Below are 19,368 nucleotides of genomic sequence, written 5' to 3' on the forward strand. Positions count from 1 at the left end.
GTCCACTAGATTCCGGGGAACTTCGACAGGCAAGCGTCACGTAACAGGCAGGGTCTCAAATGGCAAAATCGCGCAAGTTCATCGCCGCCGTCGTGGCCGGGCTTTGGCTGGCCATGCCCGCGGGCGCGCAGGACGGCAACGTCCAGACCAAGCAATACGAGGATGGCGGCGTCTACGAGGGCACGTTCAAGGACGGGCTGCAACACGGCACCGGCACCTACCGTCTGCCCAACGGCTACGAATACACCGGCGACTGGGTGAACGGAGAGATTCGCGGCAAGGGCGTCGCGCGTTTCCCCAATGGCTCGGTCTACGAGGGGGAGTTCGCCAAGGGCAAACCCGAGGGCATCGGCAAGATCGTGTTCACCGATGGCTCGACCTACGAAGGCAACTGGATCGACGGCAAGATCTCCGGCACCGGGGTCGCCATCTACGCCAACGGCACCCGCTACGAGGGCACGTTCAAGAACGCCATGCACCACGGTCGCGGGGTGATGCGGACGCCGGGTGGCTATGTCTATGACGGCGACTGGGTGAACGGCGTCAAGGAAGGGCGCGGCACCATCACCTATCCCGACGGCGCGGTCTACGAAGGCGAGGTCAAGCGCGGCACCCGCGAGGGCAAGGGCACGCTGACCATGCCCGACGGCATGATCTACACCGGGCTTTGGGAAAACGGCCAGATCCACGGTCAGGGCAAGCTGGCGCAAAGCAACGGCGACGTCTACGAAGGCGCGCTGGTCAATGGCCGCCGTCAGGGTCTGGGCAAGGTCACCTATGCCAACGGCGACATCTACGACGGCGAGTTCGCCGAGGATGCGCGTCAGGGTCAGGGCACCTTTACCGGCGCGGATGGCTACCGCTATCAGGGCAGCTGGGTCGCTGGCCAGATCGAGGGCCAGGGCACCGTCACCTACCCCGACGGCTCGATCTATGTCGGCCAGTTCCGCGCGGGCGCCGAGGACGGGATCGGCAAAATCACCTACCCCGATGGCTCGACCTACGAAGGGGAATGGCGCAAGGGCGTGATCGAGGGTCAGGGCAAGGCCACCTACAAGAACGGCGCGATCTACGAGGGCGGTTTCGTCAACGCCAAGAACCACGGCACCGGCATCATGACCTACCCCGACGGCTATCGCTACGAAGGCGACTGGTCCGAGGGCAAGCGCCACGGCAAGGGCAAGGCGACCTATCCCAACGGCATGGTCTACGAGGGCGACTTCGTCGATGGCCAGCGGTCGGGCATGGGCACGATCAGCTCTCCGGACGGATTCAAGTACGAAGGCCAGTGGCAAAGCGGCGAGATCAACGGCACCGGCAAGGCCACCTACGCCAATGGCGACATCTACGAAGGCACGTTCAAGGACGGCAAACGCCAGGGCAACGGCACGATGCGCTATGCCTCGGGCCAGGAAGAGACCGGCACCTGGGACAACGGCGCACTGGTGAAGGAATAACCCTCACCACGGCACCGGCGTGCCCCGCCAGTCAAAGAACAGCCCGGTCTGCGCGGGTTCCAACCCGGTGATCACCGCCAGCAGGTTCTGCGCCGCCTCAGACGGGGTGACGGTGGCGTGGCGCGCGGCGTAACCTTCGGTGAAATTGGTTGCCACGGTGCCCGGATGCAAAGCGACACAGATCGCCTGCGGATGGGTGCGCGCCAGCTCGATCGCGCCGGTGTGGATGATCTGGTTCAGCGCCGCCTTGGCCGCGCGGTAAGAATACCAGCCGCCCAGCCGATTATCCCCGACCGACCCCACCCGCGCCGACAGCGCCGCGAACACGCTTTGCCGGTCGCGCGGCAGCAGGCGTTGCGCGTGTTTCAGCACCATCGCCGGGCCGATGCAATTGACCGCGAATTGCGCGGCCATCGCGGCCGGATCCAGAGATTTCAGGGTTTTCTCGGGGGGATGTCCCGCGCCGCTCAGCTGACCGGTGGCGACAAAGATCAGGTCGAACCCCGGCTCCAGCGCGCCCAAGTGCTCGGCCACCGAGGCCTCTCGCGTGATGTCCAGCCCGTGGGTCGAACGCGACAGCCCCACCACCTGCGTGCCACGCGCCCGCAGCGCCGAGGCGACAGCCCCGCCGATCCCGCCCGACGCCCCGATGATCAACGCTCGTTTCATGCCGGTGGACCTAGGCGAAGGCCCCGCCCGGTCAAGGCGGGGCCTGTCAGTCTCAGCCCTTGATCTTGTGGATCTTCATCATCTTCATGATGGTCTTTTCGTAGAACGGCTCGGACACACCGGTGCGGATCTTGCGCATGAAGTACCACTCGAACGCCAGCTTCGCCCAGTGCACCCACTTGCCCTGCGAGGTCCAGTTGACGTTGCGCGGCGGGTTCTGCGGCATCGCCAGGAAGGCTGCCCCACGGTCGCCGAAATCGGCCAAGCACAGCGCGTTCCAGGTGGGCTGGTGGGTCGGTTCCTTGCCCTGCATGATCAGCGGCAGGTTATGCGCGGTCGCGGTGACCATGCTTTCGATCATGAAGCCGGTCTTCGGCACACCCGTCGGCACCGGCGTGGCCACCGGCGGCGCAATCGCGATGCACACCCCGATGCCAAAGATGTTGGGGTATTTCGGGTTGCGCTGGTAGGCGTCCGTCAGCACGAAACCACGCGGGTTCACCAGCCCCTCGATGCCACGCAGCGCGGGAATGCCCCGGAAGGCGGGCAGCATCATCGAGTATTTGAACGGCAGCGCGTGCTGTTTCTTGTCGGTGCCGTCCTCGTTCACCTCGGTGACGTGAACGGTGCCTTCTTCGAACTTGTTGACCTTGGCGTTGGTGATCCACTGGATGTCGCGGTCGCGCATGATGCTTTCCAGCATCCCCTTGGTGTCGCCCACCCCGCCCAGGCCCAGATGCCCGACATAGGGTTCCGAGGTGACAAAGGTCATCGGCACCTTGTCGCGGATCTTGCGGCGGCGCAGGTCGGTGTCGATGGTCATCGCGTATTCATAGGCCGGGCCAAAGCACGACGCGCCCTGCACGGCACCGATCACGATGGGGCCGGGATTGGCGCAGAACGCATCCCAATTGTCGCCCGACACCTCGGCGTGCTCGATATGGCAGACCGAGTTGGTGTATTTGTCCGGGCCGAACCCCTCGATCTCGTCAAAGGCCAGATCGGGGCCGGTGGCGATGATCAGGTAGTCATAGCGCACCTCGCGCCCGCTATCGAGCGTGACGACCTGCGCAACCGGGTCCAGCTTGGCCGCGCCGTCACAGATGAACTCGATCCCGCGGCGCTTCATCACCGGGGCCAGATCGATCGTGATGTCGTCTTTCTTGCGCCAGCCTACACCGGCCCACGGATTGGACGGGGTGAACTGGAAATAAGGCTTGTTCGAAATCACCGTCAGCTTGTCGGATTTCGAAATCGTTTCCTTCAATTCATATGCCTGGATCGAGCCGCCAAGACCGGCACCCAGAACAACGATATCTGCCATTGCGAACGTCCCCTTCCCTAAACGGGGCAACACCCCGGTTGACCTAGGATCAAGTCTGCCGGAAACCGGGAACACATTCATTGATGCATATCATTATCACGATATGAATGACCCGCATTTCCCCCGATATTCTGCCTTTTCTTTTCGATTCTGGCCTGTATAAATCGAAGCCATGAAGATTCAGGGCCATATCATCACCGTCGCAGACCGTCCCACCGGGGCGCTGTCGGCTGCTGCCCTGCTACTGCTAAGCCGCCTCTGAGCGTGCCACGGACTGGCGCGACCGCTCAGAGGATGTGCTTGTTTTCGCGCCACAGGCTTACGCAGACTTAGACAAAGAGACCCGATATGACCGATACTTCCAAACAAGACCGCGTCTTGATTTTCGACACGACTCTTCGCGACGGCGAGCAATCCCCCGGCGCCACCATGACCCACGACGAGAAGCTGGAGATCGCCGAGCTTCTGGACGAAATGGGCGTGGACATCATCGAGGCGGGCTTTCCCATCGCCTCCGAAGGTGACTTCAATGCGGTCAAAGAGATCGCCGAGCGCTCGAAGAACTCCGTGATCTGCGGCCTCGCCCGCGCCAATTTCAAGGATATCGACCGCTGCTACGAGGCGGTGAAACACGCGGCCAAGCCCCGGATTCACACCTTCATCGGCACCTCGCCGCTGCACCGCGCCATCCCGAACCTGACCATGGACGAGATGGCCGAGCGCATCCACGAAACCGTGACCCACGCGCGCAACCTGTGCGACAACGTGCAATGGTCGCCGATGGACGCCACCCGGACCGAGCACGACTACCTGTGCCGCGTGATCGAGATCGCCATCAAGGCCGGCGCCACCACGATCAACATCCCCGACACCGTCGGATACACCGCCCCGCGCGAATCCGCCGACCTGATCCGCATGTTGCTGGAACGCGTCCCCGGCGCCGACGAGGTGGTCTTTGCCACCCACTGCCATAACGACCTTGGCATGGCCACCGCCAACGCCCTGGCCGCGGTCGAGGCTGGCGCGCGCCAGATCGAATGCACCATCAACGGCCTGGGTGAACGCGCCGGCAACACCGCCCTCGAAGAGGTCGTGATGGCCCTGCGCGTGCGCAACGACATCATGCCCTACCGCACCGGCATCGACACCACCAAGATCATGAACATCTCGCGCCGTGTTTCCAGCGTGTCTGGCTTTGCTGTGCAGTTCAACAAGGCCATCGTCGGCAAGAACGCCTTCCTGCACGAATCCGGCATCCACCAGGATGGCGTGCTGAAAAACATCGAGACCTTCGAAATCATGAAGGCCGCCGATATCGGCCTGCACGAAAAGAACATCGCCATGGGCAAGCACTCGGGCCGCGCTGCGCTGCGCTCGAAGATGCAGGAGCTTGGCTTCGATCTGGGTGAAAACCAGCTCAACGACGTGTTCGTGCGCTTCAAGGCGCTGGCCGACCGCAAGAAAGAGGTCTACGACGACGACCTCGTCGCACTGGTCCAGGACCAGGTCGGCCAGGACGAAGGCGACACCCTCCAGCTCAAGCGCCTGCGCGTGATCTGCGGCACCGAAGGCCCGCAAGAGGCCGAGATGACCATGACCATCGACGGCAAGGACCACTCGATCGACGCCACCGGCGACGGCCCCGTAGATGCGGCATTCAACTGCGTAAAGATGCTCTACCCGCACAAGGCGCGGCTGCAGCTGTACCAGGTGCACGCCGTCACCGAAGGCACCGACGCCCAGGCCACCGTCTCGGTCCGGATCGAGGAAGACGGCCGCATCGCCACCGGCTCTTCGGCGGATACTGACACAGTGGTCGCCAGCGTGAAGGCCTATATCAACGCGATCAACAGGCTGATCGTCCGGCGCCAAAAGACCGGCCCCGGCGAAGACCGGCGCGAGATCAACTACAAGGATCACCACTGATCCCCGAACCCCCGGCCCCGCGCCGGGGGTTTTTCGTTGCGCCGTTGGGGGCTTTGCCCCCAAACCCCCAGAGTATTTGAACCAGAAAGAAACCAGCTTCTTTTTGACTGAAATACTCTGGGGTGAATGCGCGCAGCGCAGAGGGGCAAAGCCCCTTTTCCGTTGCGGATCAGAACCGGTCCAGCAGGCGGCGCAGGTAGTCCAGCTCTTCCGTCGGGCGATCACCTTCGCCGCTGCGGCGCCGGATTTCGTCCAGTAGCTCGCGCGCGCGGCGGTAGACGTCTTCGCCTTGCAGCAGATTCTGGTCGCTGCCGACATCACCGCCCCGCGCACCCGGTGTGCGGCCCAGCGGATCGCGCGAGTTGGCCTGAGCATTGCCGTTTTCCTGCCCTTCGCCGCCGCGTTGACGGCGGCCGGCCTCGGCCATCGCCTCGCCCAGATTACGGAGCCCTTCGCGCATCGCTTCCATGGCTTCGGACTGCTTGTCTATGGCGCCGGCCAGATCGTCCTGGCGCAGCGCCTCTTCGGCGCCTTCCATCGCGCGCTCGGCCTGTTTGAGGGACTCGCGGGCCGCTTCACCGCCTTCGGTGCCTGCGCCCGGCAGGCGGCCGCGTTGGCGTTCCAGCTCTTGCCGCAGGGTCTGCTGTTGTTCGGCTAGACCGCCCTGCCCCTGACCTTCACCTTCGGCCTCGCCCGAGCCTTGTCCCTGCCCCTGACCTTCGTGGCTTTGGCCGCGACCCATGCCGCCGTTACGGCCTTCGTTGCCTTGCGACTGGCCGGAATTGGCACCGGGGTTGAACCGTTCCTGCAAGTCGCGGAACGCGCGGTCGGACAGGCCCTGCTGATCGCGCAGCGTCTGGCCGAGATCCTCCATCGCCTGATCGCCCGGGTTTTGGCCCTGCCCGCCCTGCTGGGCCATCTGCATATTTTCCATCATTTCCTGGAACTGGCGCATGGCTTCTTGCGCCTCGGCCATGCGGCCCTGTTCGATCAGCTCCTGGATGCGGTCCATCATGCGTTGCAGGTCGTCCATGCTCATCTGCATGGAGTCGTCGGGCATCTGCATGCCATCGTCCATTTGTTCCTGATCGCGTTGCGCCTGGCGGGATTTCTGGCGCAGGTAGTCCTGCGTGGCGTCGCGCAATTCCTGCATCAGGCGGGCGATCTCCTCCTCGGAGGCGCCGTTCTTCATCGCCTCGCTCAGACGTTCCTGGGCGCGTTTCATCCGCTCCATCGCGTCGTCCAGATCGCCGTCTTCCAGCTTCAGGGCCAGCTCCCACAGGGCGGCGGCCAACTCGTCGCGCTGCTCGTCGGTCATCGTTGGGCCGTAGCCCTCGAGACGGCGCAGGATGACGCGCAATTGCAGGTAATCCGCCTCGTCGGGAAAAAGTTGCGCCTCGGGCCGCCATGAAATCGCGCGCATCACCTGCGCAATCCGGGGCGCGTTGGCGCGGGTCCACAGCAGGTCGCGCCGCAACTCGATCAGGGCGGCGGCCAGCGGGTCGAAAAAGCGCCGCGCGGGCAAGGGCATGACCACCGGATCGCCAATGCCGGTTTGCCCGGCGGCATCGGTCACGAAGAACTCGAAACTCACGGGCAGATGCGCCCAAGGGTGCTGCGAGAAATCCTCGATCAGCTGCTCGGTAAACTCGGCCCGGCTGCCCGAGATCGGCAGCGGCAGATCCATCGTGATCGCGGGGCGCGGTTCCGGCTCGGCGGTCAAACCATAGCGGCGATCCAGGCTGGCCATGTCCAGGCTGATGCGGACGCTGCCGCCGGTCACGCCGTAATCATCGGCGGCCGTAAAGGGCAGGCTCATGCGGCCATCGACATTGGTTTCCGCCTCGCCCGCGATCGCCACCATCGGCGGCAGGTCCGGCATTAGCGCCACGGTCCAACTGCGGCCGCCGTCGCCTTCGATGGCCAGACGCCCGGATTGGGCGACCGTGAAATCCTGTGCGGGTTCCGAGGCAGGCGGCACCTGCCCCACCCGGCCCGAGACCGTCTCGGCCAGCGTCAGCGCCCCCAGCTCGCCGTAAAATCGCAGGGTGACGCGGCTGCCTTGCGGGATTTCCAATTGATCGGGCTGATCGGCCAGATACAGAACCGGCAGGCCAGTATAGGCGGGCGGCTCGATCCAGCCCTCCCACGCGGGACCAGCGGCCAGGCTGCCCTTACCCCCCGGCCCCATGCCGGTGACCGATCCGACCTTGTTCAACGTGCCGAACAGCAGTGCCACCGACAGCCCCAACATCGCCACATATCGCAGCGCGAACGGGTCGCGGCGGGTCAGCCTCAGGTCCGGCTCGACGGGTTTGGCCTGTTCCGCACGCGCCGCCATCCGCGCCTGATGCACCTGCCACAACTGGGCCGAGGCGCTGTCACCCGCCCCGATCGCCTGCGTGTCCATCATGCTGCGGATCGGCCGTCCCGTCAGCGCGGCATCCAACCTGTCCAACGCCTCGGCCTGTCGCGGAAACCGGAATGCCAGCGCGCCCCGCAAACCAAAGCCCAGCACCGCCAGCGCGAAAACCACGCCCAGGCCCCAGACCACCTCGACCGAGAGGTGATCCTGCACGCCCATCATCAGCAAGCCCACGGCCAGCATGACCACCGACCAGACCGGCCAGAAGGCATGCGTCACCCGCTCGGCAATCATCCCCGCCCAGGTCAGGCGAAGCGGCCAGCGGATTTTCCTCAGAACTCTGCGATTTGCGTCAGACATACCCAATCCAGAGGGCCCGACGCAGGGATCACGTCAGAGCCATTCCGGAATGCTATCGCGGTTTATGATTTCGTCAAAGCTCGGACGCGCCCGGATGACGGCGAATTGATCCCCGTTGACCAGCACTTCGGGCACCAGCGGGCGGGTGTTGTATTCGCTGGCCATCACCGCGCCATAGGCCCCGGCCGAGCGGAAGGCGACCAGATCGCCCTCGACCAGCGGCGGCATCACGCGCTGCTTGGCAAAGGTGTCGCCGGATTCGCAGACCGGCCCGACGATGTCGATGGGGGCCTGCTCGACCCCGGTTTCGGGCTCGACCACCGGGATGATATCGTGATGGGCGTCGTACATCGCCGGACGCACCAGATCGTTCATCGCCGCATCCAGAATCAGGAAATTGCGCCCCTCACCGGATTTCACATAGACGACTTCCGAGACCAGAATCCCCGCATTGCCCGCGATCAGGCGCCCCGGCTCGATCTCGACCTCAACGCCCAGATGGCCGACTTCTTCGCGGATCACCTCGCCCCATTGCAGCGGCAGCGGCGGCGCCTCGTTCGAGCGGGTGTAGGGAATGCCCAGACCGCCGCCCAGATCCAGACGGCGAATGTCATGGCCATCGGCGCGCAGCACCTCGGTCAACTCGGCCACCTTGCGATAGGCCATGCGGAACGGCTCCAGATCGGTCAGCTGGCTGCCGATATGCACGTCGATGCCGACCACATCCAGACCGGGCAGACGAGCGGCATGGGCATACACCTCGCGCGCACGGGCGATCGGGATGCCAAACTTGTTTTCGGACTTGCCGGTGGCAATCTTGGCATGGGTCTTGGCGTCCACATCCGGGTTCACCCGCACGGTCACGGGCGCGCGCAGCCCCAGCGACAGGGCAACCTCGTTCAGGCGCTCCATCTCCGGCTCGGATTCCAGGTTGAACTGGCGAATCCCGCCCAGCAACGCGGCGCGCATCTCCTCGCGGGTTTTACCAACGCCGGAGAAAACGATCTTATCCCCCGGCACACCGGCGGCCTTGGCACGAGCATATTCACCGCCCGAGACCACATCCATTCCCGCCCCGGCCTGCGCCAGCGTCTTCAGGATCGCCTGGTTGCTGGCGGCCTTCATCGCAAAACAGACGACATGGTCCAGCCCCTTCAGCGCCTCGTCAAACAGGCGGAAGTGGCGCAGCAGGGTGGCCGTGGAATAGACATAGACGGGCGAGCCAACCGCCGCCACGATCTCGGCCACCGGCACGCCCTCTGCATGAAGTGCGCCGTCCTTGTACAGAAAATGGTCCATTCGTCCGCCCTTTGCTGATTGACAGGCGTCATACCAGACTGGCCGCCCATTTCAACGGGCCAAAAGGGGCCCTGCCCCTCTGCGCCTGCGGCGCATTCACCCCGGAGTATTTCGCTCAGAAAGAAACCAAAAGCTGCTTGCTTCTTTCTGATTGGAAATACTCCGGGGTTTGGGGCGGAGCCCCAAGATATCGAACACCGGATCAAACCGGGCGTGTGCGCAGAAACAGGTAGAGCGGCAGGCCACAACTGACCCCGATCAGCAGGGTCGCGGGAATGGCCCAAAGCGCCTGCCAGTTGCGGCGGGTAAAGACCTCGGCCAGGATCCAGAGGATGAGGGCGATGGCCGAGACCAGCAGATCGCGCAACAGGCCGGTGGCGGCGGCGTTCGTCTGCCAGGCGTCCAGAAGGCCGGGCACGGACAGACCGTTTTCAAATAGCCACGGCAGCAAATGCCACATTGGCCAGACCGCGCCCAGCACGGCCAGCGCCAGATATGACATCCGCAGCAGCGACATCAGAAAGTCTTGCTGATCCCCGCCCGGGCGGAGCCCGAGATGGTGATGCCGGTTTTCACCGGCTCATCCTTGGGTGGGGTCGGCGCGCCGTCCGCCCCGCAGGCAGCCAGCAGGGTCAGGATCATCAGCGCAGCCAGGGGTTTCATGCCAGGATTTCCTTCCAGCGGGTGATCTGGGCGCGCACCTGTGCCGGTGCCGTCCCCCCATAGGACATGCGCGAGGCGACCGAATTATCAACCCCCAGCACGCCGAAAACGGCGTCGGTGATCTCGGCGTGGACGGATTGCATGTCGGCCAGCGTCAATTCCGGCAGGTCGCAGCCCTTGCCCTCGGCCATGGCCACCAGCGAGCCGGTGACGTGGTGGGCGTCGCGGAACGGCAGGTTCAGCTCGCGCACCAGCCAGTCGGCCAGATCCGTTGCGGTCGAGAAGCCCGAGCCGGCGGCGGCAGCCAGGTTGTCTTGGCGCGCGCTCATGTCGCTGACCATGCCGGTCATCGCGGCCAAGGCCAGCATCAGGTTGTCAGCGGCGTCGAACACCTGTTCCTTGTCTTCCTGCATGTCCTTGGAATAGGCCAGCGGCAGCCCCTTCATCACCGTCATCAGCGCCACGTTGGCGCCGAAGATGCGGCCGATCTTGGCGCGGATCAGCTCGGCCGCGTCGGGGTTGCGTTTTTGCGGCATGATGGACGAGCCGGTGGACCATTTATCCGACATCGCCACGAACCGGAACTGGACCGAGGACCAGATCACCAGCTCTTCGGCGAACCGGCTCAGGTGCATCGCGCAGATCGAGGCGCAGGACAGGAAATCCAGCGCGAAATCGCGGTCGGCCACGGCGTCCAGCGAGTTGGCGGTCGGGCGGTCAAAGCCCAGGGCCGCCGCCGTCATGTGCCGATCAATCGGGAAGGACGTGCCCGCCAGCGCGGCAGAGCCCAGCGGGCATTCGTTCATCCGTGCCCGCGCATCGCGGAAACGCGACAGGTCGCGGCCCAGCATTTCCACGTAGGCCATCATGTGGTGGCCCCAGGTCACGGGCTGGGCGGTTTGCAGGTGGGTGAAACCGGGCATCACCCAATCGGCCCCGGCCTCGGCCTGGGTCAGCAGGGCGCGGATCAGCGCCTCGATCCCGGCGATTGCCGCATCCATCTGGTCGCGGACCCACAGTTTGAAATCGGTCGCCACCTGGTCGTTGCGCGACCGGGCGGTGTGCAGACGGCCTGCGGGCTCGCCGATGATTTCCTTCAGGCGGGCCTCCACGTTCATGTGGATGTCTTCCAGCGCGGTCGAAAACTGGAACGAACCGCTTTCGATTTCTGACAAGACCGTGAGCAGCCCTTCCCGAATGGCTGCGGCATCGCTATCACTGACGATGCCTGTGGCGGCCAGCATGGCGGCATGGGCCCTGGAACCGGCAATGTCCTGTGCGGCCATACGCTGGTCGAACCCGATCGAGGCGTTGATCGCCTCCATGATCGCGTCCGGCCCGGCGGCAAAGCGGCCGCCCCACATCTGGTTCGAGGATTTGTCACTCATCGTTTGCCCCTTGGGAGGTATCATGCACAGGTTTTTCCGGATCGTCCTTTATACGGCCTTGGCGCTTGGTGCAAATGCCACCGTTGCCGATACCGCCTCGCTGGACGCGCTGCGCCTGGGCGACATGAAGAAACTGAACCTGGCCGAGCAGGCAAAGCCCGTGCCGGACACCGTTTTCACCTCGGCGGATGGCGGCGAGATCAGCCTGTCCCAGTACAAGGGCAAATATGTGCTGGTGAATTTCTGGGCCACATGGTGCGCCCCCTGCCGGGCCGAGATGCCCTCGCTTTCCGCGCTGCAGGCCGAATTCGGCGGAGATGCGTTCGAGGTCGTCACCATCGCCACCGGCCGCAACCCGCAACCCGCGCTTGAGAAATTCTTTGCCGAGGCCGGCGTGACCAACCTGCCGCTGCACCGCGACCCCAAGCAGCAGCTGGCGCGCCAGATGGCGGTTCTGGGTCTGCCCGTCAGCGTTCTGCTGAACCCCGAGGGGCAGGAAATCGGCCGCCTGATCGGTGACGCCGACTGGCACTCGGAGGAGGCGCGCGCGCTGATTTCGGCGCTTCTGGGCCGCTCGTAACCATCCGATCGGGCGATTTGCCACCTCGCACCCCAGCCTTCCGCCGGGGCAAGCCGCGAAATCCGTCTAGGCCTTTGACAAAGCATCGCTTCTTGCAGTTTGATGACCGCAGGAGGAGACTATGCCGCTGTCCGCACTACTTTTGATGGTGACGGGCGGGATCGCAGCCATTGCGATCCTGTTGCATATCCTTGGCATGAGCCGCCCCCGAATCTTTGCAGACGACACCGAAATCGCTGCCGTCTGGCGCAACGAATATCCCGACACGAACCTGCAGTCGGTGAACCTGTCGCGCAACCGCCATTTCGCCCTAGTGCAATCCAGCGCCGGGCTGGGCGTGGTCTGGGCGATGGGCGCGGACGGCGCGGCCCGCCTGCTGCTGGGGGCCGAGGTCTCGGACATTCCCGGCGGGTTGGAGCTGTCGCTGCCCGACTACACCGCCCCCGAAATCCGGCTAAAGCTGGACCCCGACGAAATCGACTCCTGGCGCTCGAAAATGGAGGCAAGCCTGTGACCGGACCGCATTATCCCGACGTGGTGCAATGGGCCGTACCGTTCTTCATCCTGGCCATCCTGCTAGAGCTGGGCTGGATCGTCATCAAACGGCGCGGCGGGCGCTATGAAACCCGCGACGCCCTGACCAGCCTGATCATGGGCGCAGGCAACGTGGCGGTCGGCATCGCCCTTGGCTTTGTCGCCTGGTGGTTCTTCATGGCGCTGTGGCGGATCACCCCTCTGGATCTGGGCACCTCGTGGTGGGTCGTCGCGCTGTGCTTTGTGCTGGACGATCTGCGCTATTACTGGGTGCACCGGTTCGGCCACCGCATCCGCTGGGTCTGGGCCAGCCACGTCAACCACCACTCCTCGCAACATTACAACCTGACCACCGCCCTGCGGCAAACCTGGACCGGCATGTTCACCTTCATGATCATCGTCCGCGCCCCGCTGATCCTGCTGGGCTTTCACCCGGCGATGGTGCTGTTCTGCGGCGGCCTGAACCTGATCTACCAGTTCTGGATCCATACCGAGGCGATCGGCAAGCTGCCCCGCTGGTTCGAGGCGATCATGAACACCCCCAGCCATCACCGCGTCCATCACGGCCGCAATCCGCGCTACCTGGACGCCAACTATGCCGGCGTGTTCATCATCTGGGACAAGATGTTCGGCACCTTCGTCCCCGAACTCCCCGAGGAAAAGGTCCAATACGGGCTGGTCAAAAACCTTGGCACCTTCAACCCGATCCGCGTCGCCTTTCACGAATGGGTCGGCATCTTCCGCGACCTGCTGCGCCCCGGCCTCAGCCTGCGCCAGCGCCTGATGTACGCCGTCGCCCCTCCGGGCTGGAGCCATGACGGATCCCGCGACACCTCGGAAACGATCAAGCGCAAGCACCTCGAGAAAACCCCGCAGGATCGCGGCACCCCGGGATTTGACCGTTACTGACGGCTCAGACGCGCCACCGGCTCATGACACGGGCACCCGATCAGGTGGTCGTTGACCATGCCGACGGCCTGCATGAAGGCATAAACGATGGTCGGCCCACAGAACTTGAACCCGGCCTTCTTCAAATCCTTCGAAATTTGCGCAGAGATTTCGGTCGAGGCCGGCACCTGCGACATGCTGCTCCAGCGGTTCTGGATCGGCGTGCCGCCCACGTAGTCCCACAGGAATGTGCTGAACCCCTGCTGCGCCTCGATCCGTTGCCAGGCGCGTGCGTTGGTGATCGTCGCCTCGATCTTGCCGCGGTGCCGGATGATGCCCGGATCGGCCAGTAAACGGGTCACCTCGGCCTCGCCCCACTCGGCGATCACATTCGGGTCAAACCCCTGAAACGCCTGACGAAATCCCTCGCGCTTTTTCAGGATGGTGATCCAGCTCAGCCCCGCTTGGAACCCGTCCAGGATCAGCTTTTCCCACAGCGCGCGGCTGTCGTAATCGGGGACGCCCCATTCGGTGTCGTGGTAGTCCAGATAAATCTGCTCGGGCCCCGCCCAGCCGCATCTTTCGCCCATGTCGGCCCCCGTTTCGCGTGATCGGAACAATTAGAACAAAATGCCAACATTAAGCAACCGGTAACGCTTGCGGCCGCATTGTGACCAACAAGCAAACACGGAGCGAGTCGTGGGCAAACGCAAAGGCAACAAGTGGAAGGACGTCCAGAGGAATCAGCAATCCCCGCTGAACGCCGCGATCAGTGCCCGCGATTCCGACGTGCTGACCATGGTCTCCGAGGCGGTCAAGCATAAGCAGGTCGCGCTGGCCTATCAGCCGGTGGTGTCGGCGCTGAAACCCGAACACCCCGCCTTTTACGAGGGACTGATCCGCATCTTCGACGAAACCGGCCGCATCATCCCGGCCAAGGATTTCATCGAACAGATCGAAGCGACCGAGCTGGGTCGCGTCATCGACTGCCTCGCGCTGGAATCCGGTTTCAGGGCGCTGGCGCAGGCCCCGACATTGCGCTTGTCGATCAACATGTCCGCGCGCTCCATCGGTTTTCCCCGCTGGATGCAAACGCTGCAACAGGGGCTAGAGGGCGACCCCACCGCCGCCGAACGCCTGATCCTGGAAATCACCGAAAGCTCGGCCATGACGGTGCCTGATCTGGTCGTGGGCTTCATGTCCGACCTGCAACGCAAGGGAATCAGCTTTGCGTTGGACGATTTCGGCGCTGGCTACACCTCCTTTCGCTACCTGAAAGACTTCTATTTCGACATCCTGAAGATCGACGGCCAGTTCATCCGTAATATCCATACGGACCCAGATAATCAGGTTCTGACGCGGGCGCTGGTTGGCATCGCGCAGCAATTCGACATGTTCACCGTCGCGGAATCCGTTGAAACCTATGAAGATTACGTCTGGTTGCAGGGCATCGGCGTGGATTGCCTGCAAGGCTACTATTTCGGCGCCCCCACCATTCAGGAGCCCTGGAAACAAAATTCCAAAGCGACGCAGCGTCGACGAGCATAAATTTCGCTGCGGCGCGGCAATTCTCCGCAGTTGCCGCATCGCGGCGGTTGCTCTATCACGGTTTCCGAAGGCGGGGAGTCCAGGGCCCGCACGCTGCGAACCCGGCGCTCCTCGGCTGACTATTGGTGGAGGATGAACATGACCAATGTTGTTATCGTTTCGGCAGCCCGTACGGCCGTCGGTTCGTTCAGCGGCTCTTTCGCAAATACTCCGGCGCACGATCTGGGCGCCGCCGTGCTGGAGGCCATCGTGGCCCGCGCGGGAATCGACAAATCCGAGGTCTCCGAGACGATCCTTGGTCAGGTGCTGACCGGCGGTCAGGGCCAGAACCCGGCGCGTCAGGCGCATATCAATGCCGGCCTGCCGAAAGAAAGCTCTGCCTGGGGCATCAACCAGGTCTGCGGTTCGGGCCTGCGCGCTGTCGCACTGGGCGCGCAGCACATCCAGCTGGGTGACGCCGCCATCGTGGCCGCTGGTGGTCAGGAAAACATGTCGCTGTCGCCCCACGTCGCGCATCTGCGCGCCGGCGTCAAAATGGGCGATGTCAAATACATCGACTCGATGATCAAGGACGGCCTGTGGGACGCGTTCAACGGCTACCACATGGGTCAGACCGCCGAGAACGTCGCTCAGCAGTGGCAGATCAGCCGCGACATGCAGGACGAATTCGCCGTCGCCTCGCAAAACAAGGCCGAAGCCGCGCTGAAAGCCGGCAAGTTCGACGACGAAGTGATCGACTTCACCATCAAGACCCGCAAGGGCGACATCATCGTCAACAAGGATGAATACATCCGTGCCGGCGCCACCATCGACGCCATGCAGAAACTGCGCCCCGCCTTCACCAAGGACGGCTCGGTCACCGCGGCGAACGCTTCGGGGATCAACGATGGCGCCGCTGCCGTGCTGCTGATGTCGGCCGACGAAGCCGAACGTCGCGGCCTGGAGCCGCTGGCCCGCATCGCCTCGTACGCGACCGCCGGTCTGGACCCGTCGATCATGGGCGTTGGCCCGATCTACGCATCGCGCAAGGCCCTGGACAAGGCCGGCTGGGCCGTTGGTGACCTGGACCTAGTCGAAGCCAACGAAGCCTTCGCCGCACAAGCCTGCGCCGTGAACAAGGACATGGGCTGGGATCCGTCGATCGTGAACGTGAACGGCGGCGCCATCGCCATCGGTCACCCGATCGGTGCCTCGGGCTGCCGCATCCTGAACACCCTGCTGTTCGAGATGAAGCGCCGCGAAGCCAAAAAAGGTCTGGCAACCCTGTGCATCGGCGGCGGCATGGGCGTCGCAATGTGCCTGGAACGCCCGTAACCGATGCGCAATTAGTACGCATATCCGGGGGCGCTGTTCTGCAGCGCCCCTTTTTCTTCGACCATCCGCTGCAAACGCGCAAAAAATGTGTCGAAACCGCATATTTCGCACGCAAGATTATTGCGCATTCGCAGCATACAAAGTAACAGAGTTACCAACGCATCACGCCTAACTGGAGGAAAACCATGGCAAGAGTAGCACTCGTCACCGGCGGTTCGCGCGGCATCGGCGCAGCCATTTCGAAGGCCCTGCAAGCCCAGGGTTGCGTCGTCGCCGCAACCTATGCCGGCAATGACGAAGCAGCCGCAAAGTTCACCGCGGAAACCGGCATCAAGACCTACAAGTGGAATGTCGGCGACTACGATGAAAGTGCAGCAGGCATCGCCAAGGTCGAGGCTGATCTGGGCCCCATCGACATCGTCGTGGCCAACGCCGGCATCACCCGTGACGCCATGTTCCACCGTATGACCCCGCAGCAGTGGAAAGAGGTCATCGACACCAACCTGACCGGCGTTTTCAACACCGTGCACCCCGTCTGGAACGGCATGCGTGACCGCAAGTTCGGCCGCGTTGTCGTGATCTCGTCGATCAACGGCCAGAAAGGCCAGGCCGGCCAGGTGAACTATGCCGCGACCAAGGCGGGCGATCTGGGCATCGTGAAATCGCTGGCGCAGGAAGGCGCGCGTTTCGGCATCACCGCCAACGCCGTTTGCCCCGGCTACATCGCGACCGAGATGGTGATGGCGATCGACGAATCCGTCCGCGAAAAGATCATCAAGGGCATCCCCGCCGGCCGTCTGGGCGAACCCGAGGAAATCGCGCGCTGCGTGGCCTTCCTGGCTGCTGACGACGCGGGCTTCATCAACGGCTCGACCATTGCCGCCAACGGCGCACAGTTCTTCGTCTGATCCGACGCCTTTACGAACGCCAAGGGCCGGTCCTGCGACCGGCCCTTTTTCGTGCCCCGTAAGTCCGTCAGTTCGGGCAGCGGGACGATCCCGTAAGGACCGGCCGGCCCAGCGGAATTATGCGCGGTTTGAGCACGACCCGGATCAGCGCGCGCAGGACCACGGCGCGTTCGACCCGAGCTTTCTCGAGTGCTTCTTTGGTGCGGACGGTTGCTGTCGCTTCGAACATTTGCGCCTCCTTCGGCTTGGTAATTCTTGACTAGACCAAAGATACTCGCTGTAATTTCATGCAACAAACGAGACTTCGTGCAGCTTCAGACAAGTTTTCCTTAACCGTATGTTCGACCGCCTCCCCCCTCTGACAGCCCTGCGCGCCTTTGAATCGGCCGCGCGTCACCTGTCCTTTGCCAAGGCCGCGGCCGAGTTGAACGTCACCCCCGCCGCCCTGTCTTTTCAGATCAAATCGCTAGAGGAGCACCTGGGCCAGCCCCTGTTTCACCGCCTCAACCGCGCCGTCCGCCTGACCGAGGCGGGCCGTGCCCTCTCCCCCGGTGCGACCGAGGGGTTCGACACCCTGACCCAAGCCTGGCGCGCCGCGCGGCGGCTGACGGATACCCGCACGCTGAACGTCACCGCCGGCCCCGCCTTTACCGCGAAATGGCTGGCGCCGCGCCTCTATGATTTCGCCCGCCTCCACCCCGAGATCGACCTGCGGTTCACCGCCAGCCTGCGCCTGATGGACTTTGACCTCGACGAAATCGACGTCGCAATTCGATACGGTTACGGCACCGACACCCACCTGTCCGCGACCCCGCTCAGCCACCGCGAATGGCTGACCCCGGTCATGCGCCCCGACATGGTCGCGCAATTCCCGACCCCCCGTTCGCTGCTGCGGGCCCCGCTGCTGCACAACGCCTCGGATGATTTCCTGAGCCCGCGCACCGATTGGCCCGCGTGGTTTCGGGCCGTCGGCATCACCGAACCGCCGCAGGTCACGACCACGTTCTCGCAGCCCGACCATGCGCTGGACGCCGCGCTGGAAGGTGCCGGAGTCGTTCTGGCCCGCAACACCTTTGCCCGGCGCGATCTGGATCAGGGCCGCCTTGTCGCCCCGTTCGGCACCGCGATTTCCACCCGTGCACATTTCCGTCTGCTGTGCCAGAAAGCTGCCGAAAGCCGCCCGCAAGTCCGCGCCTTCCGCGATTGGATCACCAACCAGATGCGCGGCTCGGACGACCTGCCCACCGGCATGACCATCATCCCCGTAGAGGACCTGACCCCATGACCAAGCCCCGCGCCACCGCCATCGGCTTCATCGCCGTTCTGCTTTGGGCGCTGCTGGCGCTGTTCACAGTCGGCACGGCCCCCACGCCGCCGCTGCTGCTGAATGCGATCTGCTTTGCCATCGGCGGCACGATTGGCCTGATCTGGACCGGGGCAACGGGTGGGTTCGCGCGCCTGCGGCATGTCCCGCTCAAGGTCTATGCCTTTGGCACAATTGGGCTTTTCGGCTACCACGCGCTCTATTTCAGCGCCCTGCGCCTTGCCCCCGCAGCCGAGGCCGGGCTAATCGCCTACCTCTGGCCGCTGTTGATCGTGCTGTTCTCAGGCCTGCTGCCCGGCGAACGCCTGCGCCCCGGCCATCTGATCGGCGGCATCGTCGGGTTTCTGGGGGCCGCGCTGATCATCGGCGGCGGCGGGGCCGGGTTCGATCCGGCCGCCCTGCCCGGCTACCTGCTGGCGCTGGGATGCGCTCTGACCTGGTCCACCTACTCGGTCCTGTCGCGCAAACTGGGCGATGCGCCCACCGAAAGCGTCGCCATTTTCTGCGTCGCCACCGCGATCCTGTCCGCCCTGCTGCATCTGGCGACCGAGGATACCGTCTGGCCGCAAACCGCCACGGCCTGGACCTCGGCCATCGCCCTTGGACTGGGCCCGGTCGGGCTGGCGTTCTACGTCTGGGATATCGGGGTGAAAAAGGGCGACATCCAGCTACTTGGCGTGGCCTCCTACGCGGCGCCACTGCTGTCTACGCTGGTTTTGGTGATTGCCGGGGTTGCCCAACCCGGATGGGTGCTGGCCCTGTCGGCCCTGCTGATCACCGGCGGCGCGGCGTTGGCCGCGCGCGCCAGCTTGAAACCTTGA

General features: G+C 64.1%; 19 protein-coding genes. 10 read left to right on the forward strand and 9 right to left on the reverse strand.

Annotated features, from left to right (window positions below; genetic code table 11):
- Positions 1 to 59: 59 nt before the first annotated feature.
- Positions 60 to 1,457: an MORN repeat-containing protein gene (locus E7681_RS05680; RefSeq protein ID WP_136338297.1), complete on the forward strand. Its 1,398-nt coding sequence runs from the start codon at positions 60 to 62 to the stop codon at positions 1,455 to 1,457.
- 3 nt (positions 1,458 to 1,460) lie between these two features.
- On the opposite strand, the gene E7681_RS05685 is transcribed toward E7681_RS05680, so the two are convergent.
- Positions 1,461 to 2,126 carry an SDR family NAD(P)-dependent oxidoreductase gene (locus E7681_RS05685; RefSeq protein WP_136338298.1) on the reverse strand — a complete coding sequence of 222 codons (666 nt, stop codon included), beginning with the start codon at positions 2,124 to 2,126 and terminating at the stop codon, positions 1,461 to 1,463.
- A 52-nt stretch (positions 2,127 to 2,178) separates the two neighbouring features.
- Complete coding sequence (locus E7681_RS05690; RefSeq protein ID WP_136338299.1) at positions 2,179 to 3,450, reverse strand: NAD(P)/FAD-dependent oxidoreductase; 1,272 nt, start codon at positions 3,448 to 3,450, stop codon at positions 2,179 to 2,181.
- A gap of 348 nt (positions 3,451 to 3,798) precedes the next feature.
- On the opposite strand from E7681_RS05690, the gene E7681_RS05695 reads away from it, so the two are divergent.
- Positions 3,799 to 5,376, forward strand: a complete 1,578-nt coding sequence (locus E7681_RS05695) for a 2-isopropylmalate synthase (RefSeq protein WP_136338300.1) — start codon at positions 3,799 to 3,801, stop codon at positions 5,374 to 5,376.
- Positions 5,377 to 5,545: 169 nt separating this feature from the next.
- Here the strand turns inward: E7681_RS05695 and E7681_RS05700 are convergent, their stop codons facing one another.
- The 5 genes from E7681_RS05700 to argH all read right to left on the reverse strand — a co-directional run bounded on the left by E7681_RS05700 (position 5,546) and on the right by argH (position 11,451).
- Entirely contained in the window at positions 5,546 to 8,101 is a 2,556-nt protein-coding gene (locus E7681_RS05700; protein WP_136338301.1) for a TIGR02302 family protein, read from the reverse strand.
- 33 nt (positions 8,102 to 8,134) lie between these two features.
- The gene (gene lysA / locus E7681_RS05705; protein WP_136338302.1) at positions 8,135 to 9,400 is read right to left on the reverse strand and encodes a diaminopimelate decarboxylase; all 1,266 of its coding nucleotides are present in this window, start codon (positions 9,398 to 9,400) and stop codon (positions 8,135 to 8,137) included.
- 202 nt (positions 9,401 to 9,602) lie between these two features.
- Positions 9,603 to 9,917 carry a DUF2834 domain-containing protein gene (locus E7681_RS05710; protein WP_136338303.1) on the reverse strand — a complete coding sequence of 105 codons (315 nt, stop codon included), beginning with the start codon at positions 9,915 to 9,917 and terminating at the stop codon, positions 9,603 to 9,605.
- Complete coding sequence (locus E7681_RS18785) at positions 9,917 to 10,063, reverse strand: hypothetical protein (RefSeq protein ID WP_168733160.1); 147 nt, start codon at positions 10,061 to 10,063, stop codon at positions 9,917 to 9,919. Before E7681_RS18785 ends, E7681_RS05710 begins: the two co-directional genes overlap by 1 nt.
- Positions 10,060 to 11,451, reverse strand: a complete 1,392-nt coding sequence (argH, locus tag E7681_RS05715) for an argininosuccinate lyase (RefSeq protein ID WP_136338304.1) — start codon at positions 11,449 to 11,451, stop codon at positions 10,060 to 10,062. The genes E7681_RS18785 and argH overlap by 4 nt, the downstream gene beginning before the upstream one ends.
- A 22-nt stretch (positions 11,452 to 11,473) precedes the next feature.
- On the opposite strand from argH, the gene E7681_RS05720 reads away from it, so the two are divergent.
- The 3 genes from E7681_RS05720 to E7681_RS05730 all read left to right on the forward strand — a co-directional run bounded on the left by E7681_RS05720 (position 11,474) and on the right by E7681_RS05730 (position 13,474).
- Positions 11,474 to 12,031, forward strand: a complete 558-nt coding sequence (locus E7681_RS05720) for a TlpA family protein disulfide reductase (protein WP_246032414.1) — start codon at positions 11,474 to 11,476, stop codon at positions 12,029 to 12,031.
- A gap of 121 nt (positions 12,032 to 12,152) precedes the next feature.
- Positions 12,153 to 12,545: a hypothetical protein gene (locus E7681_RS05725; RefSeq protein ID WP_136338306.1), complete on the forward strand. Its 393-nt coding sequence runs from the start codon at positions 12,153 to 12,155 to the stop codon at positions 12,543 to 12,545.
- Positions 12,542 to 13,474 carry a sterol desaturase family protein gene (locus E7681_RS05730; RefSeq protein ID WP_136338307.1) on the forward strand — a complete coding sequence of 311 codons (933 nt, stop codon included), beginning with the start codon at positions 12,542 to 12,544 and terminating at the stop codon, positions 13,472 to 13,474. The genes E7681_RS05725 and E7681_RS05730 overlap by 4 nt, the downstream gene beginning before the upstream one ends.
- Here E7681_RS05730 and E7681_RS05735 read toward each other — a convergent pair.
- On the reverse strand, positions 13,468 to 14,043 hold the full coding sequence (locus tag E7681_RS05735; protein WP_136338308.1) for a DNA-3-methyladenine glycosylase I: 576 nt from the start codon (positions 14,041 to 14,043) through the stop codon (positions 13,468 to 13,470). The genes E7681_RS05730 and E7681_RS05735 overlap by 7 nt on opposite strands.
- Before the next feature lie 109 nt (positions 14,044 to 14,152).
- On the opposite strand from E7681_RS05735, the gene E7681_RS05740 reads away from it, so the two are divergent.
- The 3 genes from E7681_RS05740 to phbB all read left to right on the forward strand — a co-directional run bounded on the left by E7681_RS05740 (position 14,153) and on the right by phbB (position 17,223).
- Positions 14,153 to 15,001 (forward strand): EAL domain-containing protein, encoded by an 849-nt coding sequence (locus E7681_RS05740; protein ID WP_246032415.1) that lies wholly within the window; start codon positions 14,153 to 14,155, stop codon positions 14,999 to 15,001.
- Between the two features lie 138 nt (positions 15,002 to 15,139).
- On the forward strand, positions 15,140 to 16,315 hold the full coding sequence (locus E7681_RS05745) for an acetyl-CoA C-acetyltransferase (RefSeq protein ID WP_136338309.1): 1,176 nt from the start codon (positions 15,140 to 15,142) through the stop codon (positions 16,313 to 16,315).
- 185 nt (positions 16,316 to 16,500) lie between these two features.
- On the forward strand, positions 16,501 to 17,223 hold the full coding sequence (gene phbB / locus E7681_RS05750) for an acetoacetyl-CoA reductase (protein ID WP_136338310.1): 723 nt from the start codon (positions 16,501 to 16,503) through the stop codon (positions 17,221 to 17,223).
- Between the two features lie 67 nt (positions 17,224 to 17,290).
- Here the strand turns inward: phbB and E7681_RS18790 are convergent, their stop codons facing one another.
- Complete coding sequence (locus E7681_RS18790; RefSeq protein WP_168733161.1) at positions 17,291 to 17,452, reverse strand: hypothetical protein; 162 nt, start codon at positions 17,450 to 17,452, stop codon at positions 17,291 to 17,293.
- Between the two features lie 108 nt (positions 17,453 to 17,560).
- Here E7681_RS18790 and gcvA point away from each other — a divergent pair, with 108 nt between their 5' ends.
- Entirely contained in the window at positions 17,561 to 18,508 is a 948-nt protein-coding gene (gcvA, locus tag E7681_RS05755) for a transcriptional regulator GcvA (protein ID WP_136338311.1), read from the forward strand.
- The gene (gene yddG / locus E7681_RS05760; protein WP_136338312.1) at positions 18,505 to 19,368 is read left to right on the forward strand and encodes an aromatic amino acid exporter YddG; all 864 of its coding nucleotides are present in this window, start codon (positions 18,505 to 18,507) and stop codon (positions 19,366 to 19,368) included. The genes gcvA and yddG overlap by 4 nt, the downstream gene beginning before the upstream one ends.

It is taken from the genome of Thalassobius vesicularis (genome assembly GCF_004799325.1).
GTDB lineage: Bacteria > Pseudomonadota > Alphaproteobacteria > Rhodobacterales > Rhodobacteraceae > Thalassobius > Thalassobius vesicularis.

Bases quoted from the DNA above. Each gene is read 5' to 3' on its own strand.
- E7681_RS05680 (WP_136338297.1), top strand. From the start codon at position 60: ATGGCAAAATCGCGCAAGTTCATCGCCGCCGTCGTGGCCGGGCTTTGG.
- gcvA (WP_136338311.1), top strand. From the start codon at position 17,561: ATGTTCGACCGCCTCCCCCCTCTGACAGCCCTGCGCGCCTTTGAATCG.
- argH (WP_136338304.1), bottom strand. From the start codon at position 11,451: ATGAGTGACAAATCCTCGAACCAGATGTGGGGCGGCCGCTTTGCCGCC.
- E7681_RS05725 (WP_136338306.1), top strand. From the start codon at position 12,153: ATGCCGCTGTCCGCACTACTTTTGATGGTGACGGGCGGGATCGCAGCC.
- E7681_RS05700 (WP_136338301.1), bottom strand. From the start codon at position 8,101: ATGTCTGACGCAAATCGCAGAGTTCTGAGGAAAATCCGCTGGCCGCTT.
- E7681_RS05745 (WP_136338309.1), top strand. From the start codon at position 15,140: ATGACCAATGTTGTTATCGTTTCGGCAGCCCGTACGGCCGTCGGTTCG.
- yddG (WP_136338312.1), top strand. From the start codon at position 18,505: ATGACCAAGCCCCGCGCCACCGCCATCGGCTTCATCGCCGTTCTGCTT.
- E7681_RS05710 (WP_136338303.1), bottom strand. From the start codon at position 9,917: ATGTCGCTGCTGCGGATGTCATATCTGGCGCTGGCCGTGCTGGGCGCG.
- E7681_RS18790 (WP_168733161.1), bottom strand. From the start codon at position 17,452: ATGTTCGAAGCGACAGCAACCGTCCGCACCAAAGAAGCACTCGAGAAA.
- E7681_RS05720 (WP_246032414.1), top strand. From the start codon at position 11,474: ATGCACAGGTTTTTCCGGATCGTCCTTTATACGGCCTTGGCGCTTGGT.
- phbB (WP_136338310.1), top strand. From the start codon at position 16,501: ATGGCAAGAGTAGCACTCGTCACCGGCGGTTCGCGCGGCATCGGCGCA.
- E7681_RS05685 (WP_136338298.1), bottom strand. From the start codon at position 2,126: ATGAAACGAGCGTTGATCATCGGGGCGTCGGGCGGGATCGGCGGGGCT.
- E7681_RS18785 (WP_168733160.1), bottom strand. From the start codon at position 10,063: ATGAAACCCCTGGCTGCGCTGATGATCCTGACCCTGCTGGCTGCCTGC.
- E7681_RS05735 (WP_136338308.1), bottom strand. From the start codon at position 14,043: ATGGGCGAAAGATGCGGCTGGGCGGGGCCCGAGCAGATTTATCTGGAC.
- lysA (WP_136338302.1), bottom strand. From the start codon at position 9,400: ATGGACCATTTTCTGTACAAGGACGGCGCACTTCATGCAGAGGGCGTG.
- E7681_RS05690 (WP_136338299.1), bottom strand. From the start codon at position 3,450: ATGGCAGATATCGTTGTTCTGGGTGCCGGTCTTGGCGGCTCGATCCAG.
- E7681_RS05695 (WP_136338300.1), top strand. From the start codon at position 3,799: ATGACCGATACTTCCAAACAAGACCGCGTCTTGATTTTCGACACGACT.